This is a genomic window from Pontibacter chinhatensis (assembly GCF_900113285.1).
In the GTDB taxonomy this organism is placed as follows: Bacteria; Bacteroidota; Bacteroidia; order Cytophagales; family Hymenobacteraceae; genus Pontibacter; species Pontibacter chinhatensis.
Genome location: NZ_FOOT01000005.1, coordinates 337,917 through 354,747 on the forward strand (window position 1 = coordinate 337,917; position 16,831 = coordinate 354,747).

General features: G+C 42.7%; 15 protein-coding genes. All 15 read left to right on the top strand.

Going from position 1 to position 16,831, the window contains the following annotated elements; translation table 11 throughout:
- The 15 genes from BM040_RS15775 (at position 1) to BM040_RS15845 (ending at position 16,809) form a co-directional block, all read left to right on the top strand.
- Positions 1 to 1,125 carry a DegT/DnrJ/EryC1/StrS family aminotransferase gene (locus BM040_RS15775; protein ID WP_175491090.1) on the top strand — a complete coding sequence of 375 codons (1,125 nt, stop codon included), beginning with the start codon at positions 1 to 3 and terminating at the stop codon, positions 1,123 to 1,125.
- Positions 1,118 to 1,759: an acetyltransferase gene (locus BM040_RS15780; protein WP_092103534.1), complete on the top strand. Its 642-nt coding sequence runs from the start codon at positions 1,118 to 1,120 to the stop codon at positions 1,757 to 1,759. The genes BM040_RS15775 and BM040_RS15780 overlap by 8 nt, the downstream gene beginning before the upstream one ends.
- Positions 1,760 to 1,770: 11 nt before the next feature.
- Positions 1,771 to 2,748 (top strand): glycosyltransferase, encoded by a 978-nt coding sequence (locus BM040_RS15785; protein WP_092103536.1) that lies wholly within the window; start codon positions 1,771 to 1,773, stop codon positions 2,746 to 2,748.
- On the top strand, positions 2,745 to 3,113 hold the full coding sequence (locus BM040_RS15790) for a DMT family transporter (protein WP_092103537.1): 369 nt from the start codon (positions 2,745 to 2,747) through the stop codon (positions 3,111 to 3,113). Before BM040_RS15785 ends, BM040_RS15790 begins: the two co-directional genes overlap by 4 nt.
- Positions 3,106 to 4,089, top strand: coding sequence for an NAD-dependent epimerase/dehydratase family protein (locus tag BM040_RS15795; RefSeq protein ID WP_175491091.1), 984 nt, complete (start codon positions 3,106 to 3,108; stop codon positions 4,087 to 4,089). Before BM040_RS15790 ends, BM040_RS15795 begins: the two co-directional genes overlap by 8 nt.
- Entirely contained in the window at positions 4,086 to 5,249 is a 1,164-nt protein-coding gene (locus BM040_RS15800) for a DegT/DnrJ/EryC1/StrS family aminotransferase (protein ID WP_092103539.1), read from the top strand. The genes BM040_RS15795 and BM040_RS15800 overlap by 4 nt, the downstream gene beginning before the upstream one ends.
- Before the next feature lie 276 nt (positions 5,250 to 5,525).
- Positions 5,526 to 6,308 (top strand): polysaccharide biosynthesis/export family protein, encoded by a 783-nt coding sequence (locus BM040_RS15805; protein WP_092103541.1) that lies wholly within the window; start codon positions 5,526 to 5,528, stop codon positions 6,306 to 6,308.
- A 12-nt stretch (positions 6,309 to 6,320) separates the two neighbouring features.
- Positions 6,321 to 8,654, top strand: a complete 2,334-nt coding sequence (locus tag BM040_RS15810) for a GumC family protein (protein ID WP_092103543.1) — start codon at positions 6,321 to 6,323, stop codon at positions 8,652 to 8,654.
- 54 nt (positions 8,655 to 8,708) lie between these two features.
- Positions 8,709 to 10,040 carry a lipopolysaccharide biosynthesis protein gene (locus tag BM040_RS15815; protein ID WP_092103545.1) on the top strand — a complete coding sequence of 444 codons (1,332 nt, stop codon included), beginning with the start codon at positions 8,709 to 8,711 and terminating at the stop codon, positions 10,038 to 10,040.
- Positions 10,037 to 11,197 (top strand): glycosyltransferase family 4 protein, encoded by a 1,161-nt coding sequence (locus tag BM040_RS15820; protein ID WP_092103547.1) that lies wholly within the window; start codon positions 10,037 to 10,039, stop codon positions 11,195 to 11,197. The genes BM040_RS15815 and BM040_RS15820 overlap by 4 nt, the downstream gene beginning before the upstream one ends.
- Before the next feature lie 63 nt (positions 11,198 to 11,260).
- Entirely contained in the window at positions 11,261 to 12,310 is a 1,050-nt protein-coding gene (locus BM040_RS15825; RefSeq protein ID WP_092103549.1) for a hypothetical protein, read from the top strand.
- Positions 12,311 to 12,367: 57 nt separating this feature from the next.
- Positions 12,368 to 13,492 carry a glycosyltransferase family protein gene (locus BM040_RS15830; protein WP_139217827.1) on the top strand — a complete coding sequence of 375 codons (1,125 nt, stop codon included), beginning with the start codon at positions 12,368 to 12,370 and terminating at the stop codon, positions 13,490 to 13,492.
- Positions 13,493 to 13,510: 18 nt separating this feature from the next.
- Positions 13,511 to 14,104 (top strand): acyltransferase, encoded by a 594-nt coding sequence (locus BM040_RS22140; RefSeq protein ID WP_092103553.1) that lies wholly within the window; start codon positions 13,511 to 13,513, stop codon positions 14,102 to 14,104.
- A 143-nt stretch (positions 14,105 to 14,247) separates the two neighbouring features.
- Complete coding sequence (locus BM040_RS15840; protein WP_245756252.1) at positions 14,248 to 15,381, top strand: glycosyltransferase family 4 protein; 1,134 nt, start codon at positions 14,248 to 14,250, stop codon at positions 15,379 to 15,381.
- A 75-nt stretch (positions 15,382 to 15,456) separates the two neighbouring features.
- Positions 15,457 to 16,809, top strand: a complete 1,353-nt coding sequence (locus BM040_RS15845; RefSeq protein ID WP_139217828.1) for a hypothetical protein — start codon at positions 15,457 to 15,459, stop codon at positions 16,807 to 16,809.
- Positions 16,810 to 16,831: the final 22 nt, after the last annotated feature.

Sequence of the window (16,831 nt, forward strand, 5' to 3'; positions counted from 1 at the left end):
ATGGAAACGATAGCTATCCGGGAGAAAATACCTTGCCTTGACCTGAAGGGGCAGCATGAGCAGATTAAGCATGAAATGTTTGAAGCGTTTGAGAAAGTATATGAAAACACTGCTTTCTCGGGAGGGCCGTTCGTGGAGGAGTTCGAACATAACTTTGCTGCTTTCTGTGGAACAAAGTATGCCGTAGGAGTTAACAACGGAACTTCCGCCCTGCATCTGGCGCTGCTAGCTTTAGGCATAGGGACTGGCGATGAAGTAATAGTGCCAGCCAACACCTTTATTGCTACTGCCTGGGGGGTGACTTATACAGGAGCTACTCCAGTGTTTGTGGACTGTTCCCCTGACACATGGGAGATAGACCCGAGCAAGGTGGAAGAACGGATCACCTCCCGAACCAAGGCTGTTATAGGTGTGCATCTTTATGGGCTTCCTTTTGATGTGGATGCGCTAAAGGTTATTTGTCAGAAATACGGCCTTTATTTGCTGGAAGATGCCGCTCAGGCCCAAGGTGCCAGGTATAAAGGAGTTCCTGTGGGAAGCCTTGGGGAAATGGGGTGCTTTAGCTTCTATCCCGGTAAGAATTTAGGTGCATGTGGGGAGGCAGGAGGCATTACAACTAATAAAGAGGTGTATTACAAACACCTGCAAAGCTTGCGTAATCATGGTGCGTCCGTTCGCTACTACCATGATGAAGTAGGTTATAACATGCGGATGGGCGGGCTTGAAGGAGCATCCTTAAGCGTGAAACTAAGATACCTGCCAGGTTGGAATGCCCGCAGGAAAGAAATAGCCAAGCGATACCAGCAAGAGATTAACAGTCCCCACATTCAATTGCAGTACCAGCCGGAATGGGGCGAATCTGTGTACCATCTTTTTGTGGTGACCACGCAGGATAGGGACGACCTCCTAAAGTATCTGAATGAGCATAATATATTTCCTGGATTACACTATCCTGTTCCCTGCCATTTGCAGAAGGCTTATACATGCTTAGGCTATAAGGAGGGGGACTTCCCTAACGCTGAATATCTGGCAGGGCATTGCCTGTCGTTGCCCATGTATGCTGAGATGACGAATGAGGAGGTAAGTTATGTGATTGAGAAAGTTAATGCCTACGGCAATGCCTAAGAAGAAGCTCATAATCTTCCCATTCAACGGCAACGGAATCGAAGCTCTTGATTGTATCAGCACCGATGAGTATGATTTTATTGGCTTCGTAGATGATATCCGAAAAGAGTCAAGCCACTATGATATTTATACCCGCGATATTCTGAATCAATATAGAGAGGCATACGTGCTTGCAGTACCGGGCAGCTCGGCATCTTTTCGGATGCGTGGGGAAATAATCAACTCATTAGGTATAGACCAAAGTCGATTTATATCAGTCATACATCCCAAAGCATCGGTTGGAAGAGGCGTGCAGATAGGAATAAATTGCCTCATTATGGCGGGTGTGGTGCTTACAAGCAATGCTCAGGTAAAGGACCATGTATGTATACTTCCGAACTCTGTGGTACACCATGATACAGTAATCGGCAATTACACGCTCATAGGGAGCAATGTGGTTATTGCCGGAGGGACCACTATCGGAAAGAACTGCTACATCGGAAGCGGCTCCAATATCATCAACGGCATAAGTATAGGTGATGCATCGCTGGTAGGCTTAGGGAGCAATGTTCTGAATAATGTAAAGGGTAATGCTAAAATGGTGGGAAACCCTGCCAGGGACTTGAATGCCCATATCAAGCACGAAGTATTTTAAACACCAGTGGCATGGCAAAAGTATCGGTGATTATACCAGTCTACAACGAGGAGGAGAACATACATCATCTGGTTTCTGAATTGAATTCATACTTCCACGACGAGCCTAGGTTCTCTACTGAGGTTGTCTTTGTGAACGATGGCTCGTCTGATGCCACAATGGAAAGACTGAGAGAAGCTCCGCATCATGCCTATACGTACAAGATCATAAGCTTTTCCAGAAACTTCGGTTCGCACGCCGCCTTGCGAGCGGGCATTCAGAAGGCACAAGGTGACTATATCACATTCATGTACGCTGATTTACAGGACCCTCTCACGTTGGTAAGCCGGCTGTATGAAGAAATAGAAAGTAAAAGAGTTGATATAGCTTGGGCATTCAGAAACTCAACAGCGGTGTCCACTTCTGAGAAGCTTTTCTCATCAGCTTATGCAATGCTGATGCGCAACTACGCAGTCCCAAACTTCCCCAAAAAAGGGTTTGATATAGTCATGTTCAGCAAAAAAGTGAAGGCATGCTTGGATAACGGTATCGAGAACAATTCTTCAGTGTTTATACAGATTCTGAATTTTGGTTTCAAGCAATCAGGTATTACATATGACAAGAGACAACGATTAGCCGGGAAGTCAAAATGGACTTTATCTAAGAAGATAAAGCTTTTGATTGACTCCTTTGTAGCGTTTTCCTTTGCCCCGATTCGGCTAGTGTCATTTATTGGAATAGTCTTCTTTATGCTGGGTATTGCCTGGTCAGGTTATATTATTTTCCGGAAGATATTTTTTGATGATTTAGCCACTGGCTGGCCAGCACTGCTATCCATCCTAATGGTAGGGTTTGGCATTACGAACATTTCACTAGGTATTATTGCAGAATACTTATGGAGAACCCTTGATGCCAGTAGGAAGAGACCTGTTTTTGTAATTGATGAGGTAGTAGAAGAGGCGGTGGAGCCTTCGCATGTGGGTAACGTACTTTTAGATGTATACAAATGAGCAAAACAATCTTATATATCCTGCTGTATGCTGCTTTCAACGTGTCAGGAGCCGCATTAATCAAATATCAACTTAAAGGAAAGAGCCTGGAGACAATAGGAGAGTGGTTAAGGCTCATGTTAAACCTACCATTTGTGGCTGCTTTTATATTAATTGTTTTTTCAGCTCTTGCTTTTTTTAAGGCCTTATCTACAAATAACTTCTCGCTTATCATACCTATTGCCACAGGTATAAATTTTATACTTACGATAGGTGTTGGCTACTATCTGTTTCAGGATAGGCTATCGATGCTTTCTTTCGTAGGTTTCATCCTCATCATCACCGGAATTATTGTACTCAGCATAAACAACCAAGCCCATGCATAACAAAATAAAGAACAGTCGCATCCTGGTAACAGGCGGCGCAGGTTTTATAGGTTCGTACGTAGTTGAAGAACTGCTGCAGTACGAGCCGGCCAAAGTAATTATTCTGGATAATCTCATACGCGGAAGCATCGACAATATGAGCTCCTTCATCCACAACCCGGTGGTGGAGTTTGTGGAAGAGGATGTAAGAGATATTACTATACTGGAAAAATGTGTTGAAGGTACAGACTATGTCTTCCATATGGCGGCCCTACGGATAAATGCCTGCGCTGCAAATCCCCGGGAAGGTTTTGAAGTAATGTTGGGAGCTACTTTTAACCTGGCGGAGTTGTGTGCTAAGTATAAAGTGAAAAAAGTAATCTATAGCTCCAGTGCTTCGGTGTATGGATTGGCGCAGCACTTCCCTACACCGGAAACAGACAACCCTTATGATAACCAAACCTTCTATGGGGGAGCCAAATTATGGGGAGAGCAGTTGTTCCGAAGCTTTAAGTTCATGTATGGCCTGGACTATGTGGCACTGCGCTATTTTAATGTGTATGGCGCCCGCATGGATACGGACGGTAAGTATACCGAAGTGATGATTCGGTGGCTGGACTGCATTCGGGAAAACAGGGCCCCTTTAATCTACGGGGATGGGAGTACCACCATGGATTTTGTGTACGTCAGGGATGTAGCCAAAGCGAATGTAGCCGCATTGCTATCAGGGGTGACAGATGAGGTTTTTAACGTTGGCAACTGTAAGGAAACAAGTTTGAAGGAACTGCTTGAGATACTTCTGAAGGTAAATAACTCATCCTTAATACCTGAACACAGGGAGGAAAACACGGTGAACCCGGTAAGCAGAAGATTGGCAGACAATAGCAAAATACGAGATCTGCTCCACTTTGAGCCTACAATAAGCTTAGAAGAAGGATTGGCTGAATTGAGCAAGTGGTATTTTGAGAGAAAGCAGGAAACAACATTTAGCATATGATACCTATCGCAAAACCTTACTTAACAGAGGAAGAAGCCCAGGCGGCTTATGATACCATCTTATCAGGTTGGATTACGCAGGGGCCAAAGGTGCAGGAGTTCGAAGAGAAATTTGCTGCGTATACAGGCGCCAAGTATGCTGTAGCTGTTTCGAACTGCACAACTGCCTTGCATCTTGCTATGATAGTTGCCGGCATTGGCCCAGGTGACGAGGTGATTTGTCCCTCCATGAGTTATATCGCAACAGCCAATGCCATCAGGTATGTAGGTGCCACGCCCGTATTTGCGGAGGTAGAACCGGACACCTATAACCTCGATGCAGCTGATGCTGAAGCAAGAATTACAGACAGAACTAAAGCCATACTTCTCGTGCATCAGATAGGTATGCCTGCAGATATTGATGCCTTTAAAGACTTATGCGGCAGGTATAACCTCAAACTTCTAGAAGATGCTGCCTGTGCAGCTGGCTCGGCTTATAAAGGAGCAAAAATAGGTTCTCATTCTGAGCTAGTATGCTTTTCTTTTCATCCCAGAAAAGTGATTTCAACAGGTGATGGAGGTATGATTACAACGAACCGGGAAGATTACTATAATAGGCTGAAGCTGTTAAGGCAGCACGGCATGTCTGTTAACGATCGGGTTCGCCATGAGGCTAGCAGAATAATTTTTGAAGACCATGTGGAGCTTGGGTATAACTACCGCATGACTGATATACAAGCTGCAGTAGGTATTAAGCAACTCGAGAAGCTGGACTGGATTGTTGAAGAACGCAGAAAAATCGCGGCGGCTTATGATCAGGCATTTAAAGATATTGATTCAATTCGATTGCCACAGGAGTATGATGGCTATTTTAGCAACTACCAATCCTATAGTATTTATCTGAAAGACACAGCTGCAGTAAGTAGAAATACCTTGATGCAAAAGCTGCTGGATAGAGGTATAGCTACCAGACGGGGTATTATGAATACACATCGGGAAACAGCCTATAAAGAGTATGCGACCGATGTCTCGCTTCCTGTCTCAGAGGATTTACAGGATAATTCAATTATTCTGCCTCTCTATGTACCGATGAAGCAAGAGGAGATAAAATTTGTGACTGAATGCTTCACACAGGAAGTACTTGCAGTTACTATGAGCAAATCAATGTTACAGCCAGATTAAGGGACCCGTATATAGTAAGTATTCTGAGACAGAATTGCAAATCTTACTATTATATAACATAGGATGTACTTATTTGGGTGATGTGTTATTATTTCTGCATAATAGTATTGTTTTAAGCTTTTTTTTAATAATACTAGCCAAAGGTATATGCATATGTTGCTCACATATTCGGAATGATTTGGTGCTTTATAAAAAAAGTAACAAAAATTATGATTAATATTTTATTAATGTCGTATATGACATAAAATAGTTTTAGTGACTGCTAACACACGTTTTATGATTTCCAAAGCCCTTTCTTTTTGCTGCCTACTGTTTCTGATTGCTTGCTCACCCAGGAATTTAACATACCTAAGTGATTTAAGAGAACAGGAGACAAAGGAAGAAGAGATCACTAATGATGTTGAGCCCAGAATTCAGGTAAATGATATTCTGGATATTACAATTACTAGCCTTAGTGCTGAGTCAAATGTAATGTTCAACAGTGGTATCATTCAGGTTGGGGGAGGTGGAGGAAATAACCCGAGCGCATCCGTAAAGCCGGTTGGTTACCAAGTGGACAAAAATGGATATGTACTTATCCCGGTACTAGGAAAGGTACACTTGGCAGGGCTTACAAAAGAGGAGGCTAAGGAGAGACTAACTTCAGTTTTAAGTAAATACGCCCGAGATCCGATTGTTGATATGAGGTATATGAATTTTAAAATCACTGTCATTGGCGAGGTAAACAATCCTTCTACGTTCACTGTGCCGCATGAGCGGATAAATGTACTGGAAGCGCTAGGGCTTGCAGGTGACATGACGCCTTACGGTAAGCGCGAGAATGTGTTGATTTTAAGGGAACAGGATGGCAAACGCATAACATCAAGGGTGAATTTAAACAACAAAGAGGTGCTTAACTCCCCGTACTTCTATTTACAACAAAACGATATCGTTTATGTAGAGCCGGATAAAGTAAAAGCTGTACAGGTTAGCCCCGGGCGCGCTAATTTTCAATTTGGACTCTCTGTTGGATTAGCTCTATTGTCTGTAGTGACCATACTTGTAACACAGGTATTTTAGGAGCAGAAAGCTATGAGAGAAAATGAACTTTTCCCGCTCAAATCTGAGCAGCCACAGGCTAAGAATATTAGGGAAATTATCAACCAATATGCGAAGTTCTGGTATCTCTTTTTAGTGGGGGGAGTGTTAGGTTTTGGCGGAGCTTATCTATACTGTTTGTATTATACCATCCCGCAATATAGTATAACTAGTACTATTCTGTTAAAGGGTAGTGAAAACGGTCCTGATGTAGGCGCATTGGGAGACATAAGTATCAATAAGTCTGCGAAGAATATCAATAATGAAATAGAAGTACTTTATTCTTTAAGCCTCATGCAGCGTGTAGTCAGTGAGCTTAACCTGTCTGTGGGCTACTTAGTTGAAGGGCGCGTGAAGAGCACAGAGATTTATGGGAGGGATGTGCCAATCAGTGTTCTTATCAGCCGGTTTGACTCGACAGCCTATGGTAAGTCAGTGTTCATTCATCTAAAATCGAACAACACTTACCTTCTTGAAGAAGACTCTGGTAAAGTAACATCTAACAGATTTGGCCAACAGGTTAACAGGCCCTATGGTGCTTTCACTATCGTAACTGCACCTAATAACGCCGGACAAAATTGGGCAGGTAAAAAGATTCAGGTTGTTTTTCAGGATCTGAAGAAAGTTGCACAGCACTATAACCAAGTGCTGTATATTTTACCTAAGCGTGATGATGCCAGTGTATTGGAGATCAGCTTGGTAGACCCATTGCCGGAGAAGGGTATAAACATCATCAATAAGCTTATTGAAGTATATAATAATGAGGCAATTGAGGATAAGAACCTGCAGGCAGCAAACACCATCGAGTTTCTGGATGAGCGTCTAAAATATATTACCACAGAGTTGTCAGACGTAGAGAAAAATGTTGAAGATTATAAACGTCAAAATGAGCTGACAGATGTAAGTTCACTGGCTTCGCAGTATTTGGAGCAAGCCGCAGGGTATAATAACAAGCTTTCAGAGTGGGCTATACAGATAGACATATTAGAGTCAATTGAAGAGTACTTAGGAAGCAATAATAACCAGTATAAGATGGTTCCTAGTACGCTAACCATTCAAGATCCTACACTTGCTGGTTTGATAGCAAGGTTCAATGAGTTGCAATTAGAGCGTGAGCGCCTTCTAAGAAATGCCTTTCCGAACAACCCTCTGGTCCAAAATATTAACGAGCAGTTAGAGGATCTCCGGACTAATATAATTGAAAACCTAAGGAATATAAAGAAAGGGCTCATCATCACAAGCAATAACCTAAAGGCAAGCTCTGGTCAATACAAATCGAAGATAAGTAAAGTGCCTTCTATGGAGAGGGAGTTGCTAGAGATCAACAGGGAGCAGGCTATAAAACAGAACCTGTACCTGTACCTGCTTCAAAAACGAGAGGAAGCGGCTATATCCTTGGCTGCAAGTATCTCTAATACAAGGATTGTTGATCCGGCTATTGCTACAGACTACCCTATAAGCCCTAATAAACGGAATATTTACCTCATGTCAATCTTATTAGGATTAGCTGTACCATTTGCTGGCATCTTTGTCTATAATTTACTCAACACAAAAATACAAACACTGAAAGATGTTGAGTTACTGACAGGTGCCCCCATAATCGGCGAACTGGTTCATAACACTTCGGGAGAGGCACTTGTAGTTACGGCTGGCAATCGCTCCCCAATCGTGGAGATGTTTCGGCTTATTCGAGCCAAGCTTCATTTTGCAGCGGTGGACAAGGAGAATAAGGTTATACTTGTTACATCTGGTATGAGCGGAGAGGGGAAAACTTTCTTCAGTGTAAACCTTGGGGCAACTATGGCATTGACAGGGAAGAAAGTCATGTTGCTGGAACTGGATTTACGAAGCCCTAACCTATGTAGCTATCTAGGATTGCCCCATGGCCTTGGTATTTCGGATTACCTGGTTTCCGACTCCATAATTTTAGATGATATTGTCATGGCCTCAGAAGAAAACGAAGGGTTATTTGTGATTGGTGCCGGTTCTATACCACCTAATCCTGCTGAACTGATGATGTCCTCTAAACTAGGCCATATGATTGATAATTTAAAGGAAAGCTTTGACTACATCATCATAGATACTGCACCCGTAGGGCAAGTGGCGGATGCGTTCTGTCTTAGCAGTCTGATAGACTCCACTATTTATGTGATACGGTATAATTATACTTATAAGGAACAAATAGCAATACTCGAAAGTATCTATCGAAACAAAGAGTTGAGCCACCCAATGGTCGTGCTGAATGACGCAAAGCCTGACGGCAGGCATAAATATGGTTATGGGTATGGGGAGTACGGGAGTAAAAGAAAAAAATCTATACTTTCCTAAAGTGCTTCAGTAGCTATCACTAAGATTAAGAGCTGGTTATAATAAGAATAGATTATGTATGTTTTTAGATTAACCAAGTCTCTCCCAATAAAATCTGTAGCGAATAAATTTACGACTACCTGGCTTAAGGCAATTTTAAAGGTGCTAGGTTCGCAAGTGCTCTTGCAGATAATTGGCTTCGGAACAAGTATACTTCTTGTCAGAGAAATGCCAAAGGCAGATTATGCTATGTACACTGTTTTATTTTCTATACAAGCTATGCTCAACATACTCTCTGACTCTGGAATTATGATAGGCTTTAATGCGATAGGTGGAAAGGTATGGCAAAATAAAACTAAGTTTGCTTCACTACTTAGAACAGTGGCTTATATAAGGATTAGGGTTACGATCATAGCCTTTGTCTTCACCAGTATTTACGGCACTTCCGTCCTCCTGCGACAAGGAGCTTCGCCTTTACAAACTACTTTATTTGTTATTGGCCTGCTGCTCATAGTATTTCCTGAAGTTTATAAGTCCTTCACCCAGCAGGCCTTACTATTAAGGAAGGAGATAGGTAACGTGCAGATAGCTAGTGTACTATATCAGGGTAGTCGCTTATTTCTTATTATAGCCGTCTTCACTCTGTTTGAGTTTGGCCTTACCATATACTCGGTGCTCGGAGTAACTATACTTAGTGTCTGGGCATCTGCACTTTTTATACTGCAGAAGAGTAAGCACATTAGGGATCAGTCGGCTGAACTAAATTCAAACTATAAATCTTCTCTGTTTCGTTACCTTAGGCTCAATTGGCATAACGCCTTGTTTTTTTCTTTTCAAGGGCAGATTTCAATTTTCCTGCTGGGTTTACTGGGGACTACTTCTAACCTGGCCGAAATTGGAGCATTATCACGCTTTACTATTGTGTATACAGTCTTGCTAGCACTTGTCTCTAACATTATCGGGCCAGCATTTGGACGGTGCCAGGCAAGAGCAAATATGATTAGCATATATGTTCTCGTGTTGATGTCGATTTCTGCTTTTACTGGACTGACACTTCTATTAGCGTACTTGTTCCCCTTTGCTTTTTTATGGGTGCTAGGGGAGCAATACCAACATCTCTCGCATGAACTGTTTTTGATACTTGTTGGCTGCTCTATTAGTCTGGCGGCCAGTGCTATCTTCAACCTTAACTCTTACAAGGGATGGATTGCATTTACTCCTGTTTGGGAAATTCCTGTTAATCTAATTTCTCTCACACTTGGTGCGTTGCTATTCGATCTAAGCACTCTGACCGGAGTAATAAGTTTGTCAATTGTAGGAGCTTCGACTAATCTGGTATTATATCTTGCTAACAGCGTAGTTGGATTTAAACAGGCAGGGGTTACTGTAAATAATCAAGGTATATGAGACTTGCAATATTTTCTCCAATCATACTAGAGCCTACACTGGGGGCGACAAAGCACAGGATTGAGCAGGCGAAAGCGATGGAGAATCATGGCTGGCGTACTTCTTTATTCGACTATCGGGAGTTGGGACTAAAAGAAAGTTATCTGCAAAGTTTACATAGCAAGGAAACCTATAGTAATGCATTGAAAAATTACTTAATAGCTAATGCTGCGAAATATGATGTTGTTCTGTATGAAGGAGACTCCTTGCCTTATCCAAGAGACCTGTTTTATCAAGAAACATTGTTTGTAGCAAGCCCGTCCTTGCTCTTTTATCATTTCCAAAATATTCAATTCCCTTTAGATTTGAAAGGCAGATTGAAGAGAATACTATATAAGTATATAGATTCCTCAGAGGCTAAACATCACAAAACAACCTGGCTTTCACTGACGCAGGCTGATATTGTTCAGGTTCAGAATAATTATGACAAAGCTGTGCTTATCAAAAATGGCTTTCCTGAGGATAAGGTTATCACTATTCCGTGCGGTCTAGATTCCAAGCAATTAACTCAATTACATTCTTTGAATCAGGAAACAGCAACAAAGCCATGTGTAGCCTTCATCGGGACATTTGACTTTAGAAAAGGAGCTGTAGATTTTCCTCATATCCTGTCTAAGGTGGTGGAAAATCTCCCTGATTGTACTTTCAAGCTTCTTGGCACAAAAGGAATGTTTGTAGACTCGCAGCAAGTCTTAGACTTTTTCCCGAAACGACTACAGTCATCAATAACGGTTGTTCCTACTTTTTCCCCTCATGAGTTAAGGACTTTATTGAGAGGTTGCCAAGTAGGTATGTTCCCCTCCTATATAGAGAGCTTTGGAATAGGTGTGTTGGAAATGATGGCAGCAGGCATACCTGTTGTTTGTTATAAATCACCAGGACCATCGGATTTTGTTCCGGAGGATTTACTTGTCAGGACAGGGGATGTGGAGAGTTTCGCAAGTACAGTTATTGAGTTGTTGAGTAATAAATCCATACTTAATAAATATAGCAAACAGGTGTCTTTGCTCGCAGAGCAATATAATTGGAACAAGATAGGGGCAGATGTGTCAAAGGCTTATTACTCCTTGGTTAAACGCATGCGCCAAATAGAAGTGCAAGCCGCAGCCTCTGCCTAATCTTTTAACTACCTATGGTAATATTTTACTAGCATAACCTGACTAAAAGTTAATTCGAGGCCTGTGAAGATATTATTTCTTAATGCCAATATTCCGAACTATGTAACCGATGGCTTATTCCATGGGCTTCACGCTATTCCGGGTATAATGGTGGTAGATGTGCCGAGGATGAACTATATGTACAAGGATGCAACATTTGAAGATTTATATAAGACAGGTAGCAAGGGAAATACTTTGTATGGTTTGTTACAAGAGGACAAGCGCGTGCAAGGGAGGAGAACATATTGGCAGGCGGACATTGACCAATATGATCTCATAATATTCAGCGACATTTTCGAGCAGTGCGACCTTTTTAATTTTATATATAAATCGGTAAGCGCGGAAAGAAGAGGGGCTCTTTGTATTGTAGATGGATATGACATTGCTACACTTTTTCCATACTTTAACTTTTTCTTCAACCTGAGGGTAAGGCCTTGGTCGTTTCTTTACAGCACAAAGGGTGCTCAGTATTTTAAACGGGAGTATAGTAATTCAGCGGAGCTGTATGGTTTTGCCAAAGAGAAATATGCTTCATTAAATGCCATTTTTTCAGTTTTCCTACGGAGGCCTAAGAATAGGTTTTATACAATCACGATGTCCGTGCCGGAAGAAATAATTGAGTACATACCCTACCGAAGTAAGATTAAAGATTTCGTCGATTATAATGTAGACCCTGAACTTGATTGTCTCTTCCCTAATCGGAAAGCAGTGGAGGTAGGCAAATGGCTACCATCGTTTGAAAACCAATACCAGTACTACCAAGACATAAAGGGCTCCAGGTTTGGTATTACGACTAGAAGAGCAGGGTGGGACTGTCTAAGGCACTATGAATATGCCGCTATGGGGGCCATTCTGTGTTTCAAAAATTTGAACAGCAAGAGTAACGTGTGCGCTCCTCTGGATCTTGATGAGACAAACTGTATTCCCTATACTGATAAGGAAGATTTGGTTGCTAAGATCAGGCGCAAGACTATTGGTGAGTTAGAATCGATTCAGGAGGCTCAGTATAAATGGGTTTCCGGTTATACTACTAAAGCAGTAGCAAATAGATTTATAGCCCAAGTATCTGGTTGATTTAAGAAGGACAAAGGCTAGTATTCCATCAGTAATAAATGAGAGTAAGCTTCAAGTATGAGAATAGCTTTTATATGTGGCTCTCTTGAACCTGGCCGTGACGGTGTGGGAGATTATACACGCAGGATGGCAGGAGAGCTTGTGCGGCAAGGACATCAGGCTTTTATCATGTCATTGCGCGACTTAAATATACCGGATACATTGATCGGTAATCAGAAGGATGGAAGTATAGATATTCCCGTTTTGCGTATTCCGGCCGGCTTAGGCAGGGAGGAGTGTATGGAGCAAGCGTCATTATGGCTCGAACATTTTAAACCAGATTGCATAAGCCTGCAGTTTGTGCCATTTGCATACCACGCCAAAGGATTGCCTTACAGGCTGAGTCATCAGCTAAATTCAATCAGGAAAGCAAGGCAGTTGCATATCATGTTTCATGAGCTTTGGGTTGGGATGAATGAGGGGGCACCAGTGAAGTATAAAGTATGGGGTTGGCTGCAAAGGCTTATGATTCAGACTCTGCTTGCAGACTTAAAGCCGGAGATTATTCAAACGCAAACGGAAGCGTATCAGATTCTATTAGCCAAGTTAGGGTATGATGTTAAACTTCTTCCTTTGTTTTCGAATATCCCTTTGGTTAACCCTAATAAAGAAAAAACAGCTGTTAGCTATAGAGGCACAGGTGAATTGTCCTTTATACTTTTTGGTGCCATACACTACAATGCGCCTGTCAAAGATTTTGCGAATGAGGTACAGGAGTATGCAAAAGTAAACAGTATGCAAGTTCGGTTATTCATGGTTGGTAAATGTGGAGATGAGCAGAGGAACTGGGAAGAAGTTTTTCGATCAATTGGAGCAGATGTACAGAATTTGGGACAGCAGCCTCCCGAGGTAATCTCAGGGATGTTGTCCAGAGCTTCAGTTGGTATATCCACTACACCACTTGCACTTGCTGATAAGAGCGGCTCCGTCATGGCTATGAAAGAGCATGGGCTACCAGTTATCTGCGTCTCAGCTCTATGGAAGCCAGCAGGTATAAATAATTTGAAGCAGCCCTTAGGTGTGTCCGAATACAGAAAAGGGAACTTGGCGAAGTGCTTATCTGCCGATGCATATTGTTCTGATACCAATGGTCTTGAGATGGTTTCGCAGCAGTTTATAAGTGCTATCCAGGGCAAAGTTTAACTTAAATGTATAAATCGTATGGCAAGCTTGGCTTTTCTTTGGTCCAACCGAATAAGGTATCCTGTCAGGACAAGTAATTTCTTCAGGACATGGGCTAAACGTTTGCTCTCCCTCCCTGAGTTGTTACAGCTAAACTGGAGACGTACAAAATTCACGCGTCTTGGGGCAAGTATACACCATACCGCTGAGATTGGCTTGCTTAGAGCTGATGGCCATAAAAGCTTTCTTTCGGTCGGGCCATATACTTTTATCGGCCGTGTATACATGGCGCTTCATGCTCCGGTTAAAGTAGGGGAGAGAGTCTGCATTAACGATGGTGTTGAGATTCTAACTGCTTCCCATGATATAGCCGATCCTGGTTGGGGTCTTATTAAAAGTGAGGTAGTGATTGATGACTATGCTTGGATCGGGACCGGAGCTTTAATTTTGCCCGGGGTGCATATAGGTCGCGGAGCGGTTGTCGGTGCTCGTTCAGTGGTAAGTAAGTCTGTAGAACCAGGTGCCATTGTAGTTGGAAATCCTGCCAAGACAATTCAAAAGAAAAGGTGTGAAAGGCTGAACTATAATCCGTGTGAGTTTCTTGCTGCCAACCGCGCCTGGCTCCTGGGTTAATAGTTTCGAAAAATTCGATTGGAATGAGTGTGCTACTCCTACATCCAACTGGTAATGCAAATGTGCGGGCTGCAGCCAATGGGTTGGCACGGGCTAATTTGCTTAAAGAATTTCATACATCCTTTGCCTCATTCCCTGGAGAGATGCTAGACAGATTAGGAGCCATTGGGGCACTCTCAGAGATTCGCAGGAGACGCTTTAGCACATCATTAAAACCGCTGACTAGGACCTATCCATGGATAGAACTTGGCAGAATCGCCTCAACCAAGGCAGGGTTTTCAAATTTGATGAAGCATGAGTCTGGAGTATTCAGTGTTGATAATGTCTATAGAAGCTTGGATAGACGAGTTGCATTGAGGTTAAAGCATTCTAAAGCTGAAGGAATCAACTCGATATATGCATATGAGGATGGTGCTGCCTACTCCTTTAAAGAAGCCAAGAAGTATGGGATACAGTGCTTTTATGACTTACCTACGGGATACTGGAGAGCTGCGAGGCGTCTTTTGCAAACAGAGCACGAAATAAGGCCTGAATGGAGTGATACATTGTCGGGCTTTCAGGATTCGGATGCGAAGCTTTCACGCAAAGACGAAGAGCTACGTATGGCAGACATTATCATTGTTGCCAGTAGGTTCACTGCTCAAACGCTTCAGGAGTATCCTGGCGATCTTGCACCTGTTAAAATAATCCCTTACGGCTTCCCTCCAGTCAACCCCTACAAGGATTACACAGATTTGTCAGGCAACAGGCCGTTGAAGTTATTGTTTGTGGGAAAGCTGACGCAGCAGAAAGGCATTGCCAACCTATTAGCAGCAGTTGAAGCGCTTAAAGGCCAAGTTACTTTAACGTTGGTAGGCGGAAAGGCTTCTGATGATTGCAATACTTTAAATAAAGCCTTGGCAAAACATAAATGGATTCCTTCATTGAGTCACCAAGAAGTCCTTAAGTTGATGCTTGACCATGATGTACTGGTTTTTCCGTCCTTGTTCGATGGATTCGGTTTAGTAATAACTGAGGCCATGGCGCAAGGCACACCAGTTATTGCTACGGAAAGGTCTGCCGGGCCTGACCTTATACAGCATGGTAAAAATGGATGGCTAGTAGATAGCTCATCAACAGAATCGCTCCGAAAGGTGATTGAAGAATTGCTTGAGTGTCCTGAGTTAATTGCGAAGGCAGGAATTGAAGCCATAAAAACTGCTAGAGAAAGGCCGTGGGAAGCGTATGAGAAGGAATTAGTCGCGACCGTCCAGGACCGGCTTTCTGCTGTCAGCTAAAAACAGGAGATTATACTTTGGGCTTGTGTAATGTAGTTACTGGACCGAGCGCTTGGAATATTAATATTATCCGATATGGGCAATGACATAGCTTCTTCTGGCATACTGAAACACCCTGTAGGGAATGTTTGGGATCAGGGGGCACGTTTGCTATACAATACCGAGGTGAGCAGTAATAGTTTGCTTAAGCGTGTTGTATGGGCTTATATTCTATTACTGATATTCGAAGGGGCTTTACGAAAATGGATATTGCCGGAACTAGCCACCCCGCTACTTATTGTGCGGGATCCACTGGCTTTGTGGCTACTATTCAAGACATGGGAACGCGGTCAACTTCCGGCTAACAACTACCTTACAACAATGGTTTTAGTTGGGGTGTTGGGGATATTTACTGCTGCCTTTTTAGGGCATGGTAGCCTTGCAGTCGCAATCTATGGTGCGCGCGTTTATCTACTGCACCTGCCCTTAATCTTCGTGGTAGGGCGGGTCTTTACTTATCAGGATGTAGTATTGGTTGGCAAGTTTCTACTTTGGTTGGCTGTGCCCATGACAGTGCTTATCACTTTACAGTTTTACAGCCCTCAGTCAGCATGGGTAAATAGAGGGGTAGGCGGAGACCTGGAAGGTGCTGGATTCGGAGGTGCACTTGGTTTCTTTCGACCGCCAGGTACCTTCTCTTTCACAAATGGTAACACACTATACTATAGCTTGCTAGGCTGCTTTGTACTTTATTTTTGGATGGAGCGCAGAGATATTAGCCGTATTTTATTAATCTGCGCATCAGTCTGCCTCATCGCTGCTATTCCATTATCGATAAGTCGCGGCTTATTCTTTCAGGCTGGAGTGACGGTCATATTTGCACTTTTTGCTATCTCCCATAGGCCAAAATTCTTTAAGCAATTTCTGGGTATTATGATAGGAGGGACTTTTACTCTCCTGTTTTTAAGTAATGTAGAGCTATTCCAAACCGCTACAGAAGCATTCTCAGCACGCTACGAATCTGCCAATACAACAGAGGGCGGATTACAAGGAGTATTAGGAGATAGATATATCGGTGGTATGGTTAACTCTGTAGCAGGATCAACTGATTTCCCTTTTTGGGGCTATGGGATTGGATTCGGCTCAAACGTCGGGTTGATGCTGTTACCGGGGATGCAAGGAGCGCGGATTTCTGATCAGGAGTGGGAAAGAATCATTATTGAGTTAGGTACTATAATGGGCCTGATTGTGATCTTTCTCCGCATAAACTTAAGTATAAAAATTGCAGTCGCTTCATATAAAAGTCTGGTTCAGGGTAATTTATTGCCCTGGATGATTCTCAGTCTTGGTTTCCTGAACATTTTACAAGCGCAGTGGGCACAGCCAACTTCATTAGGATTTAGTGTACTAATCGGGGGGCTGATGATAGCAGCATTAAGAAGAGGCTGATAAGAACGATCTGAAGTTAAAG